General features: G+C 72.3%; 20 protein-coding genes. 5 read left to right on the top strand and 15 right to left on the bottom strand.

Annotated features, from left to right (window positions below; genetic code table 11):
- Nucleotides 1–44: 44 nt before the first annotated feature.
- The 5 genes from HUT10_RS00225 to HUT10_RS00205 all read right to left on the bottom strand — a co-directional run bounded on the left by HUT10_RS00225 (nucleotide 45) and on the right by HUT10_RS00205 (nucleotide 7247).
- On the bottom strand, nucleotides 45–1208 hold the full coding sequence (locus tag HUT10_RS00225; RefSeq protein ID WP_176169321.1) for a serine/threonine-protein kinase: 1164 nt from the start codon (nucleotides 1206–1208) through the stop codon (nucleotides 45–47).
- A gap of 104 nt (nucleotides 1209–1312) precedes the next feature.
- Nucleotides 1313–4435 (bottom strand): tetratricopeptide repeat protein, encoded by a 3123-nt coding sequence (locus HUT10_RS00220; RefSeq protein WP_176169320.1) that lies wholly within the window; start codon nucleotides 4433–4435, stop codon nucleotides 1313–1315.
- Between the two features lie 7 nt (nucleotides 4436–4442).
- Nucleotides 4443–5489, bottom strand: a complete 1047-nt coding sequence (locus tag HUT10_RS00215) for a MoxR family ATPase (protein WP_176169319.1) — start codon at nucleotides 5487–5489, stop codon at nucleotides 4443–4445.
- A gap of 10 nt (nucleotides 5490–5499) precedes the next feature.
- Nucleotides 5500–6348 carry a hypothetical protein gene (locus HUT10_RS00210; RefSeq protein WP_176169318.1) on the bottom strand — a complete coding sequence of 283 codons (849 nt, stop codon included), beginning with the start codon at nucleotides 6346–6348 and terminating at the stop codon, nucleotides 5500–5502.
- Nucleotides 6330–7247, bottom strand: a complete 918-nt coding sequence (locus HUT10_RS00205; RefSeq protein WP_176169317.1) for a helix-turn-helix domain-containing protein — start codon at nucleotides 7245–7247, stop codon at nucleotides 6330–6332. Before HUT10_RS00205 ends, HUT10_RS00210 begins: the two co-directional genes overlap by 19 nt.
- Before the next feature lie 164 nt (nucleotides 7248–7411).
- Between HUT10_RS00205 and HUT10_RS00200 the strand changes: the two genes are divergently transcribed.
- On the top strand, nucleotides 7412–7675 hold the full coding sequence (locus tag HUT10_RS00200; RefSeq protein WP_176169316.1) for a hypothetical protein: 264 nt from the start codon (nucleotides 7412–7414) through the stop codon (nucleotides 7673–7675).
- Nucleotides 7676–7708: 33 nt separating this feature from the next.
- Here HUT10_RS00200 and HUT10_RS00195 read toward each other — a convergent pair whose 3' ends face one another.
- The 5 genes from HUT10_RS00195 to HUT10_RS00175 all read right to left on the bottom strand — a co-directional run bounded on the left by HUT10_RS00195 (nucleotide 7709) and on the right by HUT10_RS00175 (nucleotide 11872).
- Nucleotides 7709–8914, bottom strand: coding sequence for an RNA polymerase sigma factor (locus HUT10_RS00195; RefSeq protein ID WP_176169315.1), 1206 nt, complete (start codon nucleotides 8912–8914; stop codon nucleotides 7709–7711).
- 22 nt (nucleotides 8915–8936) lie between these two features.
- On the bottom strand, nucleotides 8937–9263 hold the full coding sequence (locus HUT10_RS00190) for a YciI family protein (protein ID WP_254897415.1): 327 nt from the start codon (nucleotides 9261–9263) through the stop codon (nucleotides 8937–8939).
- Nucleotides 9264–9268: 5 nt separating this feature from the next.
- Nucleotides 9269–10000, bottom strand: a complete 732-nt coding sequence (locus HUT10_RS00185) for a dihydrofolate reductase family protein (protein ID WP_254896584.1) — start codon at nucleotides 9998–10000, stop codon at nucleotides 9269–9271.
- 97 nt (nucleotides 10001–10097) lie between these two features.
- Nucleotides 10098–11276, bottom strand: a complete 1179-nt coding sequence (locus HUT10_RS00180; RefSeq protein WP_176169314.1) for a serine hydrolase — start codon at nucleotides 11274–11276, stop codon at nucleotides 10098–10100.
- 68 nt (nucleotides 11277–11344) lie between these two features.
- Nucleotides 11345–11872: a hypothetical protein gene (locus HUT10_RS00175; RefSeq protein WP_176169269.1), complete on the bottom strand. Its 528-nt coding sequence runs from the start codon at nucleotides 11870–11872 to the stop codon at nucleotides 11345–11347.
- On the opposite strand from HUT10_RS00175, the gene HUT10_RS00170 reads away from it, so the two are divergent.
- Nucleotides 11844–12296, top strand: a complete 453-nt coding sequence (locus tag HUT10_RS00170) for a transposase (protein ID WP_368660818.1) — start codon at nucleotides 11844–11846, stop codon at nucleotides 12294–12296. The genes HUT10_RS00175 and HUT10_RS00170 overlap by 29 nt on opposite strands.
- On the opposite strand, the gene HUT10_RS00165 is transcribed toward HUT10_RS00170, so the two are convergent.
- Nucleotides 12293–12547, bottom strand: coding sequence for a hypothetical protein (locus HUT10_RS00165; RefSeq protein WP_254896583.1), 255 nt, complete (start codon nucleotides 12545–12547; stop codon nucleotides 12293–12295). The genes HUT10_RS00170 and HUT10_RS00165 overlap by 4 nt on opposite strands.
- Before the next feature lie 128 nt (nucleotides 12548–12675).
- Between HUT10_RS00165 and HUT10_RS00160 the strand changes: the two genes are divergently transcribed.
- The 3 genes from HUT10_RS00160 to HUT10_RS00150 are packed head-to-tail and all read left to right on the top strand — an operon-like array spanning nucleotide 12676 to nucleotide 14742.
- A complete protein-coding gene (locus HUT10_RS00160; RefSeq protein WP_254896582.1) occupies nucleotides 12676–13923 on the top strand; it encodes a GDSL-type esterase/lipase family protein in 1248 nt (415 codons plus the stop codon).
- 56 nt (nucleotides 13924–13979) lie between these two features.
- Nucleotides 13980–14366, top strand: a complete 387-nt coding sequence (locus tag HUT10_RS00155; RefSeq protein WP_176169310.1) for a hypothetical protein — start codon at nucleotides 13980–13982, stop codon at nucleotides 14364–14366.
- Nucleotides 14367–14394: 28 nt separating this feature from the next.
- Nucleotides 14395–14742 carry a ClpX C4-type zinc finger protein gene (locus HUT10_RS00150; protein WP_176169309.1) on the top strand — a complete coding sequence of 116 codons (348 nt, stop codon included), beginning with the start codon at nucleotides 14395–14397 and terminating at the stop codon, nucleotides 14740–14742.
- Nucleotides 14743–14971: 229 nt separating this feature from the next.
- On the opposite strand, the gene HUT10_RS00140 is transcribed toward HUT10_RS00150, so the two are convergent.
- From HUT10_RS00140 to HUT10_RS00125, 4 genes are all read right to left on the bottom strand, one after another.
- On the bottom strand, nucleotides 14972–15874 hold the full coding sequence (locus tag HUT10_RS00140) for an IS5 family transposase (RefSeq protein WP_176169307.1): 903 nt from the start codon (nucleotides 15872–15874) through the stop codon (nucleotides 14972–14974).
- 131 nt (nucleotides 15875–16005) lie between these two features.
- A complete protein-coding gene (locus HUT10_RS00135; RefSeq protein ID WP_176169306.1) occupies nucleotides 16006–16809 on the bottom strand; it encodes a lysozyme in 804 nt (267 codons plus the stop codon).
- Nucleotides 16810–16902: 93 nt separating this feature from the next.
- Nucleotides 16903–18351, bottom strand: a complete 1449-nt coding sequence (locus HUT10_RS00130; protein ID WP_176169305.1) for a radical SAM protein — start codon at nucleotides 18349–18351, stop codon at nucleotides 16903–16905.
- The gene (locus HUT10_RS00125) at nucleotides 18351–20936 is read right to left on the bottom strand and encodes a glycosyltransferase (protein ID WP_254896581.1); all 2586 of its coding nucleotides are present in this window, start codon (nucleotides 20934–20936) and stop codon (nucleotides 18351–18353) included. The genes HUT10_RS00130 and HUT10_RS00125 overlap by 1 nt, the downstream gene beginning before the upstream one ends.
- Between the last annotated feature and the right edge of the window lie 13 nt (nucleotides 20937–20949).

Below are 20949 nucleotides of genomic sequence, written 5' to 3'. Positions count from 1 at the left end.
GTCCGGACCGGACCGCCCGGCAACGACCACACCCACAGCCGCGGTCAGCGTTTCCCCGGGCCCTCGCCCTTCCCGCCCTTCGGCCGCGGCGGCTTCGCCGGGCCATCGCCCGGCAGCGCCGCGTCCGGGCCGGACTTTCCCCGGCCCGCCTTCGGGCGTTCGGCGTCGACCACACCTACCGCCACCGGCTTCGCGGCCGGCGACGAAGCCACCACGACCGCCGAGGCCGTCGGCAGGGTGACCGGCGATGGAACCACGACAGAGCTGCTGGGCGGCGCGGCCGCGGGCAACGGCGCGGGCGCGGTCTGCGAGTCGGCCGGCTGGGTCAGCACCCCCGTGAGCACGGCCGCCGCGGTCACGGTCGCCAGGCCGCCGGCGGCGGCCAGCGCGCGCCGCCGCCGCGGTGCCGGAACGACGGCAGGCGGTTCGGCCAGCAACCGCGGGATTTCCGCCGCACCCGGCCGGTCCCCGGGCTCGCGGGCGGTCATCCGGGTCAGCAGGGTGGCGAGCGGTTCCGGGGTGCCGTCGGGGATGCGGGGTGCGCGGTGCAGCCGGGCCGCCGCCGACTCCGCGAGGGTGCCGGGGAACTCGAGCTGCGCGGTCAGGCACTCCAGCAGGATCAGGCCGAGCGCGTAGATGTCGGCGGCCGGCCCGGCGAGCTCACCCAGGATCTGCTCCGGCGCCAGGTACGCGGCCGTGCCGGTGACCAGCCCGGTGCCGGTGATCCGGGTCGAGTCGAGTGCGTGCGCGATGCCGAAGTCGGTGATCAGCGGGCCACCCGGCCCGAGCAGGACGTTCGCCGGCTTCAGGTCGCGGTGCACGATCTGCCGGGCGTGCACGTGGGCCAGCGCGTCCGCCAGCCGGACCGCCAGCTGTTCGACCTCCGCCAGCGTGAACGGCCCCGCGCACAACCGCTCGGCGAGGTTTCCCCCGTCGACCAGCTGCATCACCAGGTACGGCCGCTCCCCCGCGGTGCCGCTGTCGAACACGGCGACGACCCCGGGGTGCTGGACGCTGGCGAGCAGGGTCTTCTCCCGCGCCCGGCGCAGCTGTTCCACGGCCACGACGTGACTGTCGTAGACCTTGACGGCCACCTCGCGCCCCAGCTCCAGGTCGACGGCCCGGAAGACCTGGGCGGTGGCACCCCGGCCGAGCAGGGTCCCGAGGCGGTACCGCCCGCCGACCACGTCCGGCAGCTCGTTCGTCATCGGCAGACCCCCATCCGGCTCGGCTGCCCTTCCGGTACCCGCATGAGCGCCCCGCGCAAACCCGACTTCGGCGAGAGAGCGGTCACGGCGCCGCGTCCGTTCGGCTACCGGCGACCGATCTCGCGGCCGTCCCCGAACCCGGCGCGCTCCTGCCTTCGCGCCGACCGCGATCGGGGATGGTCGGCGCCGAACAGCCGGTCGTGAGCCGTCACCACCGCCTCGTGCAGGCCTGCAGCCTCCGCGTGCCGGCCGAGCGCCGCCAAGTCCGATGCCCTGTTCCGGAGCGCCGCCAATGTCATCGGGTCGTCCGCACCCCACAAGCGGCCGGCCCGATCGGCAACGTCGGTGTCGAGCGCCAGCGCGGCTTCGTGCTCGCCGGCTGCGTGCCGGCTGGTCGCCAGGACCAGAGCGGCCGCCAGCGTGTCCCGGTGGTCGGCTCCCCACCGGGCGCTCCAGCGCTGCCCGGCTTCCCGGGCCAGTTCCGCCGCGCTCACCGGATCACCCGAAGTGGCCAGCGCCGCCGCGACGTCGAGGACCAGCTCTCGCGTCTGGCCGTCACCGCTGTCGACGGCGTCGCACGCACGGAGGTGGCGGACGAGATTCGCGGCCGCGGGACGCTGTTCCGGCGAGGTACGCCAAGCCGCGGTCAGCAGCCGCCGGGCCGCGGTCCGTGCCGGGTTTCCCCGCCACTCACGCAATGCCGCTTGCACCAAGGGCAGGAATTCGACCGGACCGGTGTCTCCGGCCATCCGGGCGAACCCGAGCCGGACCAGCGCCCGGGACGCGGCGGCACTGTCGGGCATTCCCAGAACTTCCTGTGCTGCTTGGACTATCGCCGATGGGACGAAGCCGTCGGCGAAGAACGCACATGCCTCGGCGAGCCGGAAGGCGTCCTGCTCGTGCCGGCGCAGGTGGCCGAAGGCCACCTCCCAGATTTCCGGTGCCGTCGGGCGCCCGTCGCCATCGGTACCGCCCTCGGACGGCCGGGCGGTGTACGCAGACACGTTCGTCCCGGATCCGGCGAGGAAGGTCACCACGTGGTGCAGCACCGCCGGCCGGTCACCGAACAGGTCGGGAAGACCGGGCCGCACGCGCGCGACGAAGGCACGACGTTCCTCGCGGGTGAATCCGGCGCACTCGACAGCGCCGGGTTCCGCGGCCCACCCCGGATCCTGTGCGGTGACGATGCTGTGGCCGTGGGCCGGGATCAGCGGACGGATCAGGTCCGGCGGCCCGGCCGCGTCGAAGACGAGCAAGGTGCGCGGCCGGTTGCGCAGCGCCGTTTTCGCCGCCGTCATCGCGTCCCGCACGCCGTCACCGTCGCCGGCCACGCCCAGCCGGCGGCCGAGCGCGGCGAACGACGCCACGACCTCCGCCGCGTCGCCGGCCTGGATCCACCACACGAGGTCGTAGTCCGCGCGGCGCCGGTGCACGTACTCGGCCGCGAGCGCGCTCTTGCCGGTGCCCGCCTCGCCCACCACGACGACGGTCGACGGTGTGTCCTCCAAACCGTCGGCCAGGGCCGACAAGGCGCGCTCGCGACCGGTGAATACGCCGTCCCGGGCCGGTACACCCTCGAAGACCACCGGCGGCCCGCCCGGCACCGGATCGGCCTCGGCCGACCTCATCGCGGACGCCCCGTCGGCCGGCCCGCCGCGCCTGTGGATTCGTGCCTTGCGCTGGGAATACCGGAGATACGGACCACCGAGCGCGTCCATGACCGCCCGCACGACCTCGGTGTGCGGCCTGTCGGCGGGGTCGCCGTCCGGGAGCGGGACCGACGCGGGATCCCCGAGCATCGCCCGCGCGGCGCGCATGACGGGCACGTGGGGCCCGAGGTGGTCGGACACGATCCGCACCACCCGCGCGGTCGCCCGCCGTTCCCCGGCAGCCAGCAGTTCGCCGCGCACGCCCGGTGCGAAGTCGAACTCGACGGCGTGCGGCTCTCCCGCGGCACCGTCGCTCACCCGGGTGAGCAGGCCGCCCAGCACGACTTCCAGCAACGCCGGGTACTCCGACTCCGGCAGCAGGGTGCGCTGGATCAGCACCATCACGTCGAAGTTGAGCGGCGCCGCCGCGAACAGGCTGGCCAGCTGGAAGGCGTGCGGCGAAACCGCGGCCCGAAACCTGAGCACGCGTTCGCGCGCGGACAGCTCGGGTTCGAACGCCGGCTCCTCCCAGCCATCGGGCTGCTCTTCCCCCGCCCCGAGCAACAGAGCCGGGAGCCGCACCGGCTCGACGGCGCCGGTCAGCTTCCCCCAGCGGACGAGCCAGCGGCCGTCGAGTTCGAGCACCGGCACCGGCAGTCCCTCGGCGACGGGAGCGAACCGGCTGCGGGCGGTGTAGTTCAGCCGGTGGTTGGGCGCGGCGGGCGCCGGGGCCCGCAGGACCAAGGGATGGGTGTCCAGGTGCGTTCGCGCCCACAACCGGTGGGGCAGCACGTTGACGACGGCCAGTGGGCCGGAGCGGGCGAGCTCGCCCAGCTCGCCCCGGATCGCCCCGTCCCGCCAGGCCGGACCGACCCCGTCGGTGACCACGAGGAAGAGCCGGCGGCCCCCGGGATCCCGCAGCTCGGCGAACCGGTGCCACCCCGTCCCCGCCACGGTGCGGTAGCCCGGCTGGGCGAGGTCGTCGGAGTTCAGCAGGACGGTCCGGACGTTGCGGAAGACCCCTTGCCGTTCCAGCAGGATCCGGAAATCGTGCACCGTGCGCGTCCAGAACGCCATCGAGGCGCTTTCGTCCGCGAGCACCACCAACTCGAGCTGCGGTTCGGGTACCGGCGTCAGCATGGGCAGCCAGAGCCCGGTCTCCGCCGCGCCGATCGCGGTGCCCTCTGCGTCCAGAACCCGCTCGCCGTGCGACTCGTCCGCTCTGGCCAGGCCCCGCAGCGCCCGGGCGATCGTGAGCTTGCCCGAAAGTGCGGGCCCCCCTCGCCGGACACCGTCGCCGGTGGCCGCCTCCGGCCGCGGCTGCGCGACGGACTCGTGCGCAGCAGCATCGGGCGCGCTCTCGGGCAGCGGCGAGGGCGGTGACGGCGGCCGGCCGGGGGCGGGTTCTCCGGGTGGCCGAGCGGCGTCGCGACCGGCGTCCGGCGCAGGCTCGGCGCCCGGGGGGACCGGCAGCTGGACGTGGGCGGCCAGCCAGAGGGCGTCCGCGAGCTCGCTCCAGGACAGCTCGGCGGAGTCCGGCCGGGCGGCGGTGGGCTTCCCCGGGAGGGGCTGGTTCATGGCAGGCTCACTCCGAAGAAAGCCGGCGCCACAGCGAGTCCCTCAGCTGTGGCCAGACGTCATCGTGCTGGTAGGCCCCCGACGTGGCGAGGTGCACGGCGTTGAGCAGCTGGTCCGCCGCCAGTCCTCCTTCGGAGCGGTCACGGGCCACGAATGTTTCGACGAGGTTGTCCACGCCGGGCGGGCGCTCGTGCGGGAAATGGGCCGACACCATGCTCACGAGGTCCTGGACACCGGGTGCCGGCAGCTCCAGCCTCAGGCACCGGCGCAGGAACGCGGGCGGGAACTCGCGTTCCCCGTTGCTGGTGATGATCACGACCGGGAACTCCCGGCAGCGCACCAGGCCGTGGTGCACCTCGGCCCGCCCGTCCGGGTCGGCGGTGAAGACCGTGACGTCCGGTTCGTAGCTCGCCAGCCGCGCCAGCTCGGGGATCAGGTACTCCCCTTCCTCGAACACCGACAGCAGGTCGTTCGGCAGGTCGGCGTCGCCCTTGTCGAGCTCGTCGATCAGCAGGACACGCGGTTTCCGGTGCGGCAGCAACGCGGTGCCCAGCGGGCCGAGGCGAACGAAGGTCCCGATGTGGGTGTCGGCCTCGGGCGGCAGATCCGACGCGCCCGCCTGCCTGGCTCCGGCAGCCTGCACGCGCCCGATCGCGTCGTAGTCGTAAAGCCCGGACAACAGCCGGGTGCGGCTGGTCACCGGCCACCGCAGCACCCGGCCGAGCTTCAGCTCGCGGGCGATCCGGTAGGCCAGGGACGACTTGCCGGTACCGGGACGGCCGGTGACCAGCAACGGGCGGCGCAGGTACAGCGCGGCGTTCACCGCGTTGACCTGGGCGGCGTCCGCCGGCGGGACAGCCCTCGGTGTCCCCAGCCGACGCGTGGCTTCCTGCGGGTCGTCGACGGGGTCGGGCAGCACGGGACCCCCGGCGAACAGCCGCCACGGCGGAGGCGGCGGCAGGATGTCGGCGAGATCGCCGTCGATCGGCTGACCGGTGCCGCGGTAGAGCCGCCACTCGGGCCGGGGCGCGGGGTCTGCGGGTGTGCTTGTCATGCGGCATCCTTTACCTCGGAGCACTGAGCGATCCGGCCGGCTCCACGAGCCGGTGCGGATCGTCCCAGAGCAAGGTGATGTGACTTCCCACGTGGCGTTCGGGGTCATCGGCGCCGGCCGCTTCCATCCGGAGCATGCGCGCACTCTCACGCAGGTCCCGATCCGGCGAGAGAAGATCCCCGAGTACGGACTCGAAGTCTTCGGTGAGGCGTTCGTCCCGCTGCCAGAGCATCAGCGGGACACCGGCGCGCAGGCCGACCGAGATCTCGTCCGGCCGGTCTCCGGCCGGATGGACCAGCGGACGTTCGAGCACCAGCAACGGCTGGTGGTGGGCCGCGAGGGCGACGTCGAGACGGCGGAGTTCGGCGAGGCTCGGCGGGTGCGACGGGGTGACGAGCTCGGCGGCCGGTGCCGGGTCAACGCCCCAGGACGCCGGTCCTGCGCTGCGCGGCGCCTCCCACCGGGGTCCGGCGAACACCGCCCACCGCTGCCGCCATTCCCGATGCCACTTCTTCGCCTGCATCCGGTCCAGGCTGCGCACCACGACCTGGTAGTTCATCCCGAGGGGCCGGATGGGGACCTCTTCGACGCTGGTCGGCCACTGGTCGACCGGCAAGGACAGCAGCTCCCGCGGCAGCAGGAATTCGAGGCGGATGATCTCGGCTTCGGCAGCCCACCCGCCTTCCGCGTCCGCCAGCACGTCGGCAACGTGCCGCTGGACCGCGTCGATGTCACCCTCGAGTTCCTCGCTGGGCTCCGGTTGCCACGGCGCGCCGAACTGCCGCCACGTCCGGACGCGGTAGCGCTCGTCGTCCAAGGCGTCGGCTTCGAGCTTGATGATCAGGTAGGCGTCGGCCATGCCCGGCACGGACAGCGCTTGCTCGGCCGCTCGCCGCCGGACCTCCCGCAGGCGATCCCCAGGCCCAGCCGGCCGGCCACGGTGCCGGACCACTCGTGCAACGCGGCGGCGACGGAGGGCTCCGCGCCGGCGGCCACCAGTTCGGCGAAGAGAAGCAACGGCGGCACCCCTCCCGGCGCCATGTTCATCTGCTCGAGTCGCACGACCAGTCGCCGGGCGTCGTCGACATCCGGATGCACGTCGGCTCCGTACGGCGCCGCCGCGGTCCGGTAGAGCGCCGCCAGCCACCGCCGGTCCTGCCCGGCCAGCAGGGTGAGCAACTGCTCCCGCTGGCCGGGTGCCAGGAAATCCGCGACGTCGAGTTCGGCCGCGAGGTCGCGGGCCTCGGCTGCGTGCGACGAGCCGGGGTTGAGGATCTGCAGCACCTCGGCCAGGGCCCGCAGGCCACCGGGGATCTGCGCGCACGCGAACACCAGGGCGTAGAGGAGGTGCCTCAGCTCGGCGTGTTCCGGCAGGTCCAGTGGCTCCCCCAGCTGGTCCGCGAGCAGGTCGAGGTACAGCGACACGCCGGCGGGCTCCTGCAGGAACGGCACCTGCTCCAGGACGTCCACCAGCGGCCGCAGGCTCTCCGACAGCGACAGCCGCCGGTCCGGTTGCCTGCTCCCCGGGGCCAGCAGCTCGTTCGGGGTCACGCCCAAAACCTTCGCCAGGACCTGCACTTCGGCGGCGCTGACCGACTTGCGCACGCCCGACTCGATCTTCGCGATGGTCCCGCGGGTGAGCGTCTTCATCCCGGCGTCCGCGCACGCGTCGGCGAGCTGCTGAGCGGACCAGTTCCGCCGCCGCCGCAGCTGCCGGACGCGCTCGGCGACCAGCCTCGCTACCGGAGCAGTTGCCATGGATTCCTTCCGAAGCTCCGCGTGTCAGCACAATCTAGCAGGTCACTTGCTATTTTGCTCCGTTTCGGAGCACACTGCTCTGGCGGAAGGTGTGACCCACTTCCCGCTCGGTCCGCTGCACGTCGGAGGTCGGACCTTCTCCGCGCCCAAGCAAGGGACAGGCGATGCCCGCCAAGCCAGAGCCACCGAAGACCGGGATTGCGTTGCTCGACAGCGTCCTGGGCGATGCGGCGCGCACGCGCCGCGCGGTGTGCCTGCTGCTGGCCGCGGCCGTGTCGATGGCCGTCGCCCTGATCCCGGTGCTGGCCGTGCTGTACCTCGGCGGCCCCACCGGTGCGGCCGCGGCCGGCGGTGTCGGCGCCCTCACCACGGCGGGCGTGGCGGCCTGGAAGCGCCTGCGCAGGGGCCGTCCCCCTCCCGCAGGCTAGGCGGAGTCCTCAGGACTCGCTGATACCGGCCGATCAGCCCAAGCGCGCGGCGCGGGCCAGCAGGTGGCGCCGCTCGGGTTCGCTTGTCGTGCGGCGGGCCGCCTCCTGGTAATCCGCGCGGGCCGCCTCGGTCTCCCCCGCCATTTCCTGCAGGTGGGCGCGGACCGACACCACGTGGTGGGACGCGGCGATGCGGTCGTCGGCCGAGAGGGTGGCCAGCAGGGACAGGCCCGCCGCCGGGCCGTGGACCTCCGCCAGCGCCACCGCCCGGTTGAGCGTCACCGCCGGGTTGGGTGCGACGCGTTCGAGCACCGTGTACAGGGCCAGGATCTGCCGCCAGTCGGTCTCGGCGGCCCTGGGTGCCTCGTCGTGGAGCGCGGCGATCGCCGCCTGCAGCTGGTACGGGCCGACCGGCCCCTTCGCCAGCGCCGCGGTCACCAGCGCCACGCCCTCGGCGATGGCTTCGGCGTCCCAGAGCGTCCGGTCCTGCTCGCTCAGCGGGACCAGCGAGCCGTCCGGCGCCGTGCGGGCGGGGCGGCGGGCGTCGGTCAGCAGCAACAGGGCCAGCAGGCCGGCCACCTCGCCGTCGCCGGGGACCAGGCGGTGCAGCTCGCGGGCCAGGCGGATGGCCTCGGCCGCCAGCTCCGACCGCACCAGCCGGGTCCCCGAAGTCGCCGTGTAGCCCTCGTTGAAGACGAGGTAGACGACGTGGAGCACGACGCCGAGACGGGCCGCCTGTTCGGCCGGCGGCGGCAGCTCGAACCCGGCCCCGGCCGCCTTGATGCGGTGCTTGGCCCGGCTGATGCGCTGGGCCATGGTCGCCTCGGGCACCAGGAACGCCCGCGCGAGCTCGGCCGTCGACAGGCCGCCCACCGCCCGCAGCGTCAACGCGATCTGCGACGACGGTGTCAGCGCCGGGTGGCAGCACAGGAACAGCAGCGTCAGCGTGTCGTCGCCGGCCTCGACCTCGCCGCCGGCGGGAGGCGTGCGGAGGGCGTCCGCCTCCTCCCGCCGCCGGCGGGCGGCGTCGACGCGCACCTGGTCGGTGAGGCGGCGCGAGGCTACCGTCACCAGCCACGCCCGCGGGTGCTCCGGCCAGCCCTCGACCGGCCACTGGGCCGCGGCCGCCAGCAGCGCCTCCTGGACGGCGTCCTCGCACGCGTCGAACCGGCCGTGGCGGCGCACCAGCACGCCGAGCACCTCCGGGACCAGCCGCCGGACGTCCTGCCAGCTCGTCACGGCTCGACGGCGGCCTCGTGCATCAGGGGCCGGACCTCGACCCCCAGTAGCGCGCCGACGGGGTGCGGGCCGCGATCTCCAGGGCCCGGTCCAGGCCGTCGCAGTCGACGATCATGAAGCTGCCCAGGAACTCCTTGGCCTCCGCGTACGGGCCGTCGGTCACCACCGGTGTCCCGCCGGTGACCCGGACCATCTTGGTGTTCACCTCGTCGGCGACGCCGTAGGCGCCGACCAGCTCCCCCGACTCGAACAGCTCCCGGTTGAGGGCGTCGGTCTCGCGGATGATCTCCGCCAGGGTCTCCGCGCCCACCGAGGTGAAGGCTTCCTCGTTGCCGTAGATCAGCAGCATGTACTTCACGGGGCGCTCCTCTCAGTGCCGGGCCGGCCCGACCAGGTCGCCACTGGCGCCGCGATCGTCCAGCACCAGCTTCGACCGTCCCGTGACGGTATAGCGGACGTGGGTGACCGCGGGCGTCCCGACGACCCGATCGGGACCAGCTCGACCCCCTCGTCCGCGCCGAGGCCCAGCCCGCCGAACAGGCGCTGGCCCTCGCCCAGCAGCACCGGGGCGACGTGCAGTTCGAGCCGGTCGAGCAGCCCCGCGGCCAGCACCCGGCCCAGCAGTTCCCCGCCGCCGGCCACCGCGACGTCCTTGCCCCCGGCGGCGGCCCTGGCCAGCTCGACGGCCCGTTCCGGGCCTTCGGTGACGAAGGTGAAGGACGTGCCGCCCCGGCGTTCGAGCACCTCCCGGGGCCGGTGGGTCACGACGAACACCGGCGCGCGGAAGGGCGGCTCGTCGCCCCAGGGCACCTCGCCGGCGTCGAACATCCGCCGGCCCATGACGTAGGCCCCGGCCGCCGCGAACGTCTCCGCGATGATCTCCGAGTCGACCGACTGCTCGCCGCCGGCGAAGCCCTGCCGCTCGCGCCAGGCCGTCGCGTCCACGGCCCAGCGGGTGACCCGGAAGAACCCGGGTGCCTCGGGGCCCCGCATCCAGCCCCGCATGTCCTGCTCGCCACGGGGATCCCGCGGCCCGGTGTAGAAGCCGTCGAGTGACACCGACATCTGGGCGGTCACCTGGGTCATCGTCCACGCTCCACTGCTGGCGGCGGCCCCTGCGGCCGCCGGTCTGCCCCTCAGTCGGAGCCGGCCGCCCGTTCTCGACACGCACCGGCGGGAAATTTCAGCGGAGCGCCGCGTGCAGCCGGGTGGCCCGGTCGGTGGCCCCGGCCCCGCCGGGGGTGCAGAACTCCGTCACCATCGCCAGGACGCGGCGGCCCGCCGCCTCGGCCGACGCGGTCAGGTCCGGGGTGGAGGCGACCGTGATGCCGCGGGTGGCCGTCTCGTCGCTCATGCTCCAGGTGTTGTAGCCGGGCACGTCCCCGGCGTGTCCCCAGACGTCGGGGGCGCCCGGCCCGCAGAACGCGGACAGCGAGAGGCGCATCAGCCCGAGGCCGTACCCGAGGACCCCGCCCTGGCCCGGCCACGGGACCGTGGTCTTCATCTGCGCGAGCAGGCCGTCCGGCAGCAGCTCGCCGCCGAGCAGCGCGCGGAAGAAGCGGTTCAGGTCTCCCGCACTGGACACGATGTTCCCGGCGCCGAAGTAGCGGCTGAGGTTGTAGACGGTGACGTCGGTCAGGCCACGGGGCGCCGGGTAGAGCTGCTCGTAGCCGCGGACGGCCGGGCGCGGGAGCAGCGGGAAGTCCCGCGGCAGGAAGGTGTCGGCCAGGTGCAGCGGACCGGTGATCCAGTCCGCCAGCACCTGCTCCAACCGGCGGCCGGTGAGCTTCTCCACCAGCAGGGCCAGCACGTTGTAGCCGGTGTTGGAGTACGACCAGCCCGTGCCCGGCGGGAACAGCAGCGGCTGCACGGTGCTGTCGTGGATCGCCTCGACCTCGCCGAAGTGCACGAACCGTTCGGTGTCCACCTCCTCCGCCGTCGTCCAGGTGTATGGGGGCGCCAGGTCCCGCGGCAGGCCGCTGGTGTGCTGCAGCAGCTGCCGGACGGTGATCGGCTCCGGGTAGGGCAGCAGGCCGGGCAGGTACTCCGCGATCGGTTCGTCCAGCCGCAGCCGCCCTTGCGCGGCGAGCTTCAGCACGAGCGTGGCCGTGAAGGTCTTGGAGACGCTGCCGACCCGGAACCGGCCGCCGGTGTCCGGCTTCGCGCCGGTGACGACGTCACCGACTCCGGCCCGCCCACGCCACCGCCCGGCCGGGTCCGCGGCGACCGCGACCATCCCGGCGTTCCCGGCCTGCACGGCGACGTCCAGAGCGGTCTGCCGCGGATCCGTGACGGCGGCGGCGGTACCGGTGCCGGCGACCAGCAGCACGGCACAGGCTGCGGAAACGACGAGTCGGCGCATGAATCCCCCCGGTGTCTGCGGCAACCCGACGGTAGCGCAGAACTGCCTGTGCCGTAAGGGGATCCCGGTCAGCCGACGTGGTAGACCTTGACCAGCCCGACGTTGTCGTTCACTTCCGGGCCGATGTAGTCGACCGGGAGCTGGTGGGAGAACTTGACGATCTGGGTCGGGTTGGCGAACTCGGCCCAGTTGCAGGAGAGGAATCCGGTGGCGGAACTGAGTTTGCCCCGCCACTCGCTGTTCGGGGTCACGCGGTACCCGCTGTGGTCGCAGGTTCCGCTGCTGCCGTAGATCTCCTTCGAACCGCCGCCGTAATCGGCGTTCTCGTACCAGGTCATCAGGAGGGTGCTCGCGGCCACCGCGGCTTCGTCCGCCGTCCGGGCGCCGGGCCGGGTCAGGTGACGGCGGGCGTCGTCGCCGGACACCGAGGAGCAGTACCGGTCGAGCTCCGGGGAAACGCCGTCGGGGGTGCCGGCCGGGCCGACGAGGACGGCGCAGTACTGCGGAGCCGCCGGGGCCGCGGACGCTTCGGAGGCGGTGAGCAGGCTGGCGGCGGCCACGGTGCCGATGGTGAACATCCGCGTGATCCGGTGCACGGTGATCCCCTCTCGTCGCGGAACGCCGGTTCCCGGCGTTCCGATGCCGCGCAACGCTATCGGCGCGGGACCGCCGGAGGACGACTTCCGGCCGCTCGCCGGTGACGTGCCCGGATGCCGGGAGGTGCCGCCCCGTGACCGGCAATGTTGCCCGCGTCCGGGTGGCTCACCACCGCGGCGCCGCTGGAGCGTGTCTGACAACGGTTCCAACTGGTTGCTGGATGCTGCCCGCGGTTTCAATTGCTCTCAGACGATCAGTGGGAGCTTGATCGAGGACCTGCTTCCGGTCCGAACCGGCCAACAAGGCCGACCGTTCGCCGGTGCCTGCTCGATGGTCGAAGGAATCATCTACCGGTACCGGTGCGGCATCGCCTGGCGAGACGTGCCCGCGGTGTTCGGTGCCTGGCAGGCGATCTGGACCTAGGGCCGCAGCCGGGCCGGCCAGGCCCGCAGGTCCGGCCACGGCGGCCGGTGCACCATCGCGATCCCCGCGAGGGTGGCGGCGACCAGCCCGATGCCGACGCCCAGCAGGGCGACGCGGGTGGCGTCGACCGCCGGTTCCCACTGGGCCTTGCCCTCGCGGACGGCGAACACGCCGACCGGCCGGTGGACCGGGATCACCGTCGTCCCGTCGGGGGTTTCGTACGGGTCGCCGAAGAGGCGGGGTTCGGTCATGCCCGCCATCGAATCGGAATCCGCCGCCGCTGACAAGATCGGACAGAATCCTGTCGTTTCCGTGACCGGCTGCTTACGATCGGCTGGCAACTGTTCGTCGCTGGTCCTTTGTGGACTCGGGAGGCGCCGTGCGCAGGTTCGCCGTTCTCGCCGCGGTTTCCGTCGCCGCGGCCGTCGTCGTCTCCGCTCCCGGTGCCGCCGGGGCCGCGCGCTCGTGGTTCACGTCGTGGGCGCAGTCGCAGGACGGCCGGGCCGACACCGCGGTCACCACGCAGTCGCTGCGGATGATCACCCACCTCAGCCAGGGCGGCGACGCCGTGCGCGTGCGGTTCCAGAACACCTTCGGCACCGGCCCGCTGACCATCGGGCACGCCACCGCCGGGCCGAGCGCGGGCGGGGCCGCGGTCGCCTTCGCGCGTGACCTGACCTTCGGCGGACAACGGGCCGTCACCGTTCCCGCGGGCGGCGAGGTGTGGAGCGACGACGTCCGGCTGGTGACGAGCCCGGACTCCGACCTCGCGGTGAGCATGGCGATCGACGGCACCGCGGTGCCCGGCCGCCACGGCGCGGCCCTGCGCGACAACTACCTCACCCCGCCGGGCTCGGGCGACCACGCCGGCGACGCCACGGGTGCCGCGTTCACGGCCACGGTGGGGTCCACCTACGTCGTGAGCGCCGTCGACGTGCACAACAAGGCGCTGACGGGTGTGGTCGTCCCGTTCGGCAGCTCGGTCGTCGACGGCATCGGCAGCACCAACTGCGGCCCGGGCTGCACGCAGCCCGGCGCGAACCGCCGGTGGACCGACGACCTGGCGCGGCGGCTGGTCGCCGCGTCGGCGCCGCTCGCGGTGGCCAACGCCGGTGTCTCGGGCACGACGAGCGCGCGGTCCTGCCCGGGCATGCCGCCGTCGGTCGCGGGCCTGGACGCGTCGAGCCGGCTGGACCGGGACGTCTTGGCGCTGCACGGCGTCACGGCGGTCATCTACTACTACGGGACCAACGACCTGGCCTACGGCTGTGACGCGACGGCGATCCTCGACAGCTACCGCGCGGTGTTCGCGCGGCTGCGCGCGGCCGGGATCCCGGTGTACGTCACGCCCAGCACGCCGCGCCCCGGGTACGACGACCAGGCGAACCTCGCGCGCCACGAGATCGCACTGTTCGTGAAGCGCTGGAACACCTGCGGCGGCACGTGTTCGGGCGTGGTGGACTTCGACGCGGTGCTGGCGGATCCGCTGAAGCCGAACAGCATCCTGCCGGCGTACGACAACGGCGACGGCATCCACGCGAACGCGGCCGGCCAGCAGGCGCTCGCGGACTTCGTCTCCGTGCCGATGCTCACCCGTTCCGGGCCGGTTGTCCACACGATGGGGTGAGCCGGCGAGTCGGAGCGCCTCGGCTGTGCGCGCCGGTCAGCAGAGTACGTCCGGTGATGAACGAGTCGATGGACGACGCCGGCTGCTGCCTGCTCTCGGTGGCCTGGAAGGTCGCCCCGCTGGCGGAGGAACCGCCGGGCTCCCGCCGCGGTGACCTGCGGCGGACGGTGGTGTCGGTGTGCCGCACGGCGGGCCACGGCGCGCGCGACTGGGCCGCGCGGCACGGCGAGGGCGCGGAAGCGCAGTACCGGCCGTTCCTGCAGCTCGCCGACGTCGCCCACGAGATCGCGACGCTCCTGCTGCTGGTGGAGGACTTCCTGGTGCCGGACCTCGAGCGCGAGCACCGCCGGTGGGCGGAGATCGAAGAGCTGACCGGCCGGCTGACCGAGCTGTCCGAGTGGACGGCGGCGTTCCTCTTGTCAGGCGCTCCCTTACGACTGTAAGGTCCCGCCTGACAAGGAGGTTTCGCTCATGAGTACTGCGGTGTTCGCGCGCTGTTCCTTCTGCGCCAAGCCCAACACGGAGGTGGACACGCTGGTCGCCGGCCCGGGCGTGTTCATCTGCGACGGCTGCGTCCGGCTGTGCGTGTCGGTGATCGAGGGCAAACCGGCGGATGCCCCGCTGATCGCGCCGTGGGAGCACGACCTCCCGCTGGAACAGGTGCTGTCCAACCTGAGCCCGGTCTCGGCGGCGAGCACCCAGGTCCAGGAGAACCTGGCGGCCTGGGTGGCCAAGGCGCGAGCCCTGGGCGGCACGTGGTCGCAGATCGGCGAGGCACTGGGGATGACCCGCCAGTCGGCGTGGGAGCGGTTCGCCTAGGGGGTGTCTGGCAAAGGCGCCGCGGTTCCCGCGGCGGTCGTCCGCCTGTCTTCGCCCCGGTGGACTACCGCGGCCGCAACGTTGTCGAGCGACGGTTCAACCTGTTCAAGCAACGGCGGAGTCTGGCTCCTCGCTGAGACAAGCTCGCCATCGTCTACCGATCAGCGGTAGTCCTCCATGTCGTCATCACCTGGACGAACCCTTTGTCAGACACGCGCTAGGGCCTGTTTCAATGGCGTAGCCACTCGTTGATCGCGGCGATATGGATCGTTGCCTCGTACCGAACCGCGAGTTTGTCGAACCGTGTGGCCACGCCTCGGTTGCGTTTGAGCCGGTTGATGCCGCACTCGACTGCATGCCGTTGCTTGTAGATCTGCGGATCGAACGCTGGCGGCCGGCCACCTGCCCGGCCGCGGTTGCGGCGGTGCCGGATCTGGTCGGATGGCTGGGGAATCGTGCAGGTAATCCCACGCCGCCGCAGATAGGCCCGGTTGGCGCGGGAACTGTAGGCCTTGTCCGCCAAGACCCGATCCGGTCGGGTCCTGGCCCGTCCAGCCCCGGCGCGGGCGATGTGGATCCCGGCCAAGACAGCCTCGAACTGCGGCGAGTCACCTCGCTGCCCCGCGGTCACCAGCAGTGAGAGTGGTTTGTGGCCTTGCTCGGTGGCCAGGTGCAGCTTGGTGGTCCAGCCACCCCGCGACCGGCCCAGCGCGTGGTCGGCCGGTTCGGGCTGGCCGACACCGCCAGGCGGTTCCTTCTGCCGTTCGCTGTCAGTGCGGGCGCCCGCCGCGTGCTGGTGGGCGCGGTTGATCGTGGAATCGACGCTGACGTCCCAGGTGATCAACCCGGCAGCATCAGCCCGGGTTTGCAACCCGGCCAAGATCACCGCCCAGACACCGGCTCGCTGCCAGCGCCGGAACAAGCCGTAGACGGTTTGCCAGCAGCCATATACGGGTGGGACGTCACGCCAGGGCGAGCCAACCCGGACCCGCCAGCGGATGCCGTCCAGAAGTTGGCGCTTTGTCCATGTCGGCGGGCGGCCAGGTTTCTTGCCGACAGGCAGCAGCGGTTCCAGGATCGCCCATTGCGCGTCGGTCAGGTCGGCTCGCCCCGTCGCCGTTAGGCTGGCCACGAGGTCTCCGGTGTTCTCGATCTTCTTGGTCGTTGATCGATCTACCGGAGACCTCGCCTATTTGATCCAGGACACGCCGCACTGACAATGCAGGCCAGAAGCTCCCGCTGGTCAGCACATCGAAACAGGCTCTAGCCCTTCGCCAGCGCCTGCACCCGGCCCAGCGGGCCGTTGTAGTAGTTCTGGTCGCCCGGAAGCCCGCCGCCGCGGGCGAACTGCCAGATGCTGTGCTTGGTCCAGCCCGCCGGGAGTTCTCCCACGTCCGGGCCGTAACGCGCCAGCCACAGCGGGTCGGTTCCGCCGAAGCGGGCGGTGTTGCCGGTGCAGCGCTTCCACCACGCCGTGCTCGTGTAGATCAGCGCGCTGCGCTTGACCTTCGCCAGGTACGTGCGGGTGAAGTCGGTGATCCACGCCGTCATGTCCGCCGGGTTCTTGCCGTAGCAGACGTCGCCGTACGGGTTGTACTCGATGTCCAGCGCGCCCGGCAGCGTCGTCCCGTCCGCGCGCCAGCCGCCGCCGTGGGCGATGAAGTACTCGGCCTGCTCCGCTCCGCCCGAGACGTCCGGGCGGGCGAAGTGGTACGCGCCGCGGATGATGCCCGCCGCGTGCGCGCCGTCGTACTGCTGGCCGTACTGCGGGTTGACGAACCCGGTGCCCTCGGTCGCCTTGACGTAGGTGAACTTCGCGCCGGCGCCGGCCGCGGCCGGCCAGTCGACCGGGCCTTGGTGCCCGCTGACGTCGTGGCCGAGCGTCTGGCCGGCGGCGTCCGCGCGTGGCGTGCCCTGGACGCCTTCGTGCCGCGCGATCTGCGTGCCGGCGTAGTTCTCCTCCGCCAGCGAGTAGTCGGCTCGCGCCGGCGTCGCGACCACCACGGCCGCGAGCACCGCCAGCGCCACCGCGCCCGACAGCCGTTGTCCCGCCACGGTTCGGTTCATCCGGGCTCCGATCACGTTGGGAGCAGGTCCGGAGCCCATGCTGCCTGCCCGGCGCGGTTCTCGCGCGACTGGTGTCACCCGATGCAGTGATCTTCAGAGTTCGGTGGTGATGATCGCCTCGACGAGCGACTCCCCCGCCGGGGTCAGGGCGATCACGCCCTCGCCGGGCCGCAGCTCGACGAGCCCGCGCGCGGCCAGCGAACGGAACTTGCCCAGCCACGGCTCGGCGAACAGGGAGCGTCCGGGGAAACGGGCGCGGTGCAGGGAGTCCCGGACCGGCTGCAACGTCGTCAGCGCCATCTTCACCGCGCGGGCTTCCTGCGCTTCGGGCGTGAACCGCGTCGCCGACCCCAGCGGGATCCGCCCCGCCAGCACGGTTTCGGTGTAGCGGCGGGAGTTCACGTCCGTGATCGCTTCCGACGCCCGGCAGCTCGAACTGCCGCCCAGCCCGATCGCGACCTCGGCCTCCTGCTTGTCCTGGTCGACCATGATGGACTTCCACTTCTCCGGCCCGCGGCCGTCCCGCGCGAAGTACATCGTCGGGTGCTCGGTGTAGCCCGCCGCGCGCAGTCCCTCGGTGAGCAGCTCCCGCATCTGGTACTGCTCGCCGAGCGGGGGCCAGCGGTGGCCGTTGCGCACGAGCTTGTCCCGGTAGGACGGCAGCTGCCACGCCGCCGGCTTCTCGCCGGTCACACCGGTGCGGGTGTCGCTGTAGGACGCCAGGTGCAGCTTCGTGCACACCACCGCGGTGACCTCGTTCTCCAGCACGACGTCGAGGTCGCGGCGGACGCTGTCGAGCGTCTGGTCGAGCAGGCCGTACATCAGGTCGATGCTGACCCACTCGAAGCCCAGCGACCGGGCGGTGCGGACGAAGTCGACGCACATCTGCGACGTGTGCTCGCGCCCGCACAGCTGCAGGACGTGGTCGTCGAACGACTGGACGCCGCTGGAAAGCTTGGTGCAGCCCAGTTCCCGCAGCAGCTCGAGCTTGGCCGGGGTGAACGTGCTGGGGTCGCCCTCGAACCGGATCGTCGTCGCGGACGTGAAGCCGAAGTTCGACCGGTAGAACTCCAGCAGCCGGCGGATCTCGGGTTCCGGCAGCAGCGACGGCGTGCCGCCGAAGACGTTGAACTCCCCCACTTCCGCGCCGCGCAGGTGCGGCACGGCGTCGAGCCACAGCCGCGCCTCGGCGATGTTGAGGTCGACCCACGACTTCGCCTTTTCGTACGCCACTTCGGGTTTCCCCTTGACCAGCACGACCGGGTACTGGCAGAACCGGCAGCGGTAGGCGCACGTGGGGATGTAGGACCACAGGTGGATCGGGCCGCTCGAGGCGAGCTGGGTGTCCAGGTCGCGCAGGAACTCCTGCGGCGTACCCGGGACGTTGCCCGGGAACACGTGCGCCCCGAACGGGTCCTCCTGCACGAAGTCGAGCAGGTGCCGGTTCTCCGGCGCTTCGAGGACGTCGAGCACGGCCGGCCGCGGCCAGGCCGGGTCGATCGCGTGCAGCGAGCCGACCGCCTCTTCGTAGCCCAGGCTCATCAGAACACCCCTCCGTTGCCGAAGTAGTTGTGGGCCTCGCCCGACTCGCGGTCTTCGCAGTAGTAGCGGACGAACTCCGCGAACCGCGCGGCCGGGACCTCCGCCAGGCACGGCGGCAGCGGCGGCGGGTCCCCGATGTCATCGCCGACGTGCTTGCGCAGGCAGGCGAACAGCTCGTCGGCGAACTCGAAGTACAGCCGGTACGAGGGTGTCTTGTAGGCGTGGATCGGGGTGAAGTCGACGACCCGCATCTCGTGCCGGATCTCGGCGATCCGCCGCGCCAGCCGGGCGGCGAGGTCCGCGCCGAAGAACGCGACGACGGCGTCGTCCTCCAGCAGCGCCGGGGTCAGCAGCACCGGCAGGATGGTGTTCTTCGGCGTGAAGTCCTTGATCGAGAACTCCCACGCCTGCCGCGCTTCGGCCTCGGTGAGGTCGGACGGCACCGACGGCGCTGTGGGCCGGATGTCGCGCATGACGATGATGCCGTCCGAGCCGTAGGCCCGGCCGGCGATGACCTCGTCGATGGCGTGGTCGACCCGGCGGGGGTTGATCTCGACGCGCGAGCGCGGTGCGTAGGTGATCGCGTCACCGCCACTGGCCACCTTGATTCCGAAGTCCCAGTCGTCGGAAAGGTGGTTGACGAACTTCCCGTCCTGGAGCTGGTAGAAGATCTCGATGCCGCCGGCGCGCTCGTAGGCGTCGCGCTCGACGGCGAAGCCCTTGCCGTCGGGGAAACCGCCGAAGAGCGAGAACGTGACCGCGCGGCACCGCAGCGTCCGCTGGATCGCCTCCCACAGCCGCGGCCGCCCCTCGAAGTGGTCTTCGTTGTAGTAGTAGTCGCAGACGCCGATGGCGGCCTTGCTCGACTCCATGGCCGCGAACAGTTCGCTCAGCCAGTGCGGGTCGACGCGGCAGTCGGCGTCGGCGGAGACGAGGTAGAACCGCTCCCCCGGGTCGGACTCGGGCCGGTTGCGGCTGCGGGCCGCGGCGAAGTCCATCCCGGCCCGCCGCGCGCACGAGACGCCCTGCTCGGGCTCGTGGACGACGTGCAGCGCCAGGTCGGGGTGCGCGGCCGCGAAGGCCTGCGCGATGGCCACCGTGTCGTCGGTGGAGTTGTTGTCCACGAGCACGACCTCGTACCGGCTCTTGTCCAGCGGCGCGTCGCCGTCGCGCTGGTCGTGCAGGGTCCGCAGCACCTCCGGGAGGTTCGCGGCTTCGTTGTACACCGGCAGCACCACGCTCAGCCGCGTCGCCGCCCCCATCGGCGGCGGGTACAGCCGGTCGACCAGGTCGTCGACGACCCGCGCGCCGAACCGCGCCTGCCCGAGTTCCGAGTTCACCCGCACCACTTCCGCCCGTCTCCCTTCGTCGGTGATCAGTTCGGCGACCTCGCGGGCGAACGCCGCGTCCGGCAGGTCGCGGGCCCGGATGTCGAGCACCGGGGCCCGGAAGCCCTGGCGGCCGTAGACGACGTCGTACAGCTCGTACCCGCTGGTGATGTACGGCGTCCCGGACGCGATCGCTTCGCTGATCGGGTTGCCGTAGCTCTCGTAGTCGTAGGAGGTCAGGAACGACACGACGGTCGCGTGGGCCAGCAGGTCGCGCACGGAGTACCGGCCGGGGAGCGCCGTGTCGTACGGGGTCAGCCAGCCGCCGAACACGACGCGCTCGCGCACGCCCAGGTGCGTGGCGAGCGCGGTGAGCCGGGCGTGCTCGGTGGGCGTCTCCGCGGTGTCGCCGGCGACGAACAGCCACGCGTCCGGCAGCAGCGCGAGCAGGTGGAGGTCCCGGTCGATGCGCTTCTGCGGGATGATCCGGGTGATCCGGGCCAGCAGCGGGACGTCCTCGGGAATCCCGTGGTCGCGCCGGAACGCCGCGTTGCGCTCGTCGATGCGCGCCGGGGCGATGGCGAAGGAGTTGGGCAGGACGTCGATGCTCGTCAGGCCGGGCACCCACTCCAGCGTCCGTGCCAGCGCCTGCTCGTGGAGGGCGAAGTAGTGGATGTGCGGGGAGTTCCTCGGCGCCGGGACGCCGGGGTACGGGAACGTGCCGTACTTGGCGATCCCCGGTTCGCTCTGCCACATCAGGTCGTGGTCGCGCCAGAACACGAACCGGCCGAGCCGGTGGCGCGCGCCGTAGCGGTCGATCGCGGTGTACAGCGCCTCGGTGTAGGCGAGGTTTTCCGGCAGCGTCCCGTTTTCCACCATCACCACGGTGACGCCGAGGCGTTCCCAGGTGGCGACGATCCGGTCGGCCAGCTCGCCGGCGATCCGGTCGATCTCGGGCCGCAGCGACTCGTCGCCCGCCTGGACGACCCGGGTCAGCACCCGCTCGACGAATCCGCGGTCGTAGCCGGGGATCCGCTCGACCCCGTCGACGCGGGCGAGGGTGACCCACGACGGCAGCAGCCGGGCCTCGTCGCGGTAGGGCCGGAAGAACGCGCCCTTGTCGGCCTTGATGTCGTAGCCGAGGTCGAGGTGGACGCGGTGCCCGCGAGCGGCGAACCGCTGCGCCGTCTTGAGGAACTCCACCACGACCCCGGACAGCGGAGTGGCGTCGAACGACACGCCCCAGAGCACTGACATCGATGTCAAACCC

It is taken from the genome of Amycolatopsis sp. Hca4, assembly GCF_013364075.1.
Classification (GTDB): domain Bacteria; phylum Actinomycetota; class Actinomycetes; order Mycobacteriales; family Pseudonocardiaceae; genus Amycolatopsis.
Note: the sequence above shows the minus strand (reverse complement) of the source record. Positions and strands in the feature narration are given on the sequence as shown.

Excerpts from the sequence above, each read along its gene's own strand:
- HUT10_RS00225 (WP_176169321.1), bottom strand. The coding sequence starts at position 1,208 with ATGACGAACGAGCTGCCGGACGTGGTCGGCGGGCGGTACCGCCTCGGG.
- HUT10_RS00220 (WP_176169320.1), bottom strand. The coding sequence starts at position 4,435 with ATGAACCAGCCCCTCCCGGGGAAGCCCACCGCCGCCCGGCCGGACTCC.
- HUT10_RS00215 (WP_176169319.1), bottom strand. The coding sequence starts at position 5,489 with ATGACAAGCACACCCGCAGACCCCGCGCCCCGGCCCGAGTGGCGGCTC.
- HUT10_RS00210 (WP_176169318.1), bottom strand. The coding sequence starts at position 6,348 with ATGGCCGACGCCTACCTGATCATCAAGCTCGAAGCCGACGCCTTGGAC.
- HUT10_RS00205 (WP_176169317.1), bottom strand. The coding sequence starts at position 7,247 with ATGGCAACTGCTCCGGTAGCGAGGCTGGTCGCCGAGCGCGTCCGGCAG.
- HUT10_RS00200 (WP_176169316.1), top strand. The coding sequence starts at position 7,412 with ATGCCCGCCAAGCCAGAGCCACCGAAGACCGGGATTGCGTTGCTCGAC.
- HUT10_RS00190 (WP_254897415.1), bottom strand. The coding sequence starts at position 9,263 with ATGCTGCTGATCTACGGCAACGAGGAAGCCTTCACCTCGGTGGGCGCG.
- HUT10_RS00185 (WP_254896584.1), bottom strand. The coding sequence starts at position 10,000 with ATGACCCAGGTGACCGCCCAGATGTCGGTGTCACTCGACGGCTTCTAC.
- HUT10_RS00180 (WP_176169314.1), bottom strand. The coding sequence starts at position 11,276 with ATGCGCCGACTCGTCGTTTCCGCAGCCTGTGCCGTGCTGCTGGTCGCC.
- HUT10_RS00170 (WP_368660818.1), top strand. The coding sequence starts at position 11,844 with ATGGTGAACATCCGCGTGATCCGGTGCACGGTGATCCCCTCTCGTCGC.
- HUT10_RS00165 (WP_254896583.1), bottom strand. The coding sequence starts at position 12,547 with ATGACCGAACCCCGCCTCTTCGGCGACCCGTACGAAACCCCCGACGGG.
- HUT10_RS00155 (WP_176169310.1), top strand. The coding sequence starts at position 13,980 with ATGAACGAGTCGATGGACGACGCCGGCTGCTGCCTGCTCTCGGTGGCC.
- HUT10_RS00150 (WP_176169309.1), top strand. The coding sequence starts at position 14,395 with ATGAGTACTGCGGTGTTCGCGCGCTGTTCCTTCTGCGCCAAGCCCAAC.
- HUT10_RS00135 (WP_176169306.1), bottom strand. The coding sequence starts at position 16,809 with ATGAACCGAACCGTGGCGGGACAACGGCTGTCGGGCGCGGTGGCGCTG.
- HUT10_RS00130 (WP_176169305.1), bottom strand. The coding sequence starts at position 18,351 with ATGAGCCTGGGCTACGAAGAGGCGGTCGGCTCGCTGCACGCGATCGAC.
- HUT10_RS00125 (WP_254896581.1), bottom strand. The coding sequence starts at position 20,936 with ATGTCAGTGCTCTGGGGCGTGTCGTTCGACGCCACTCCGCTGTCCGGG.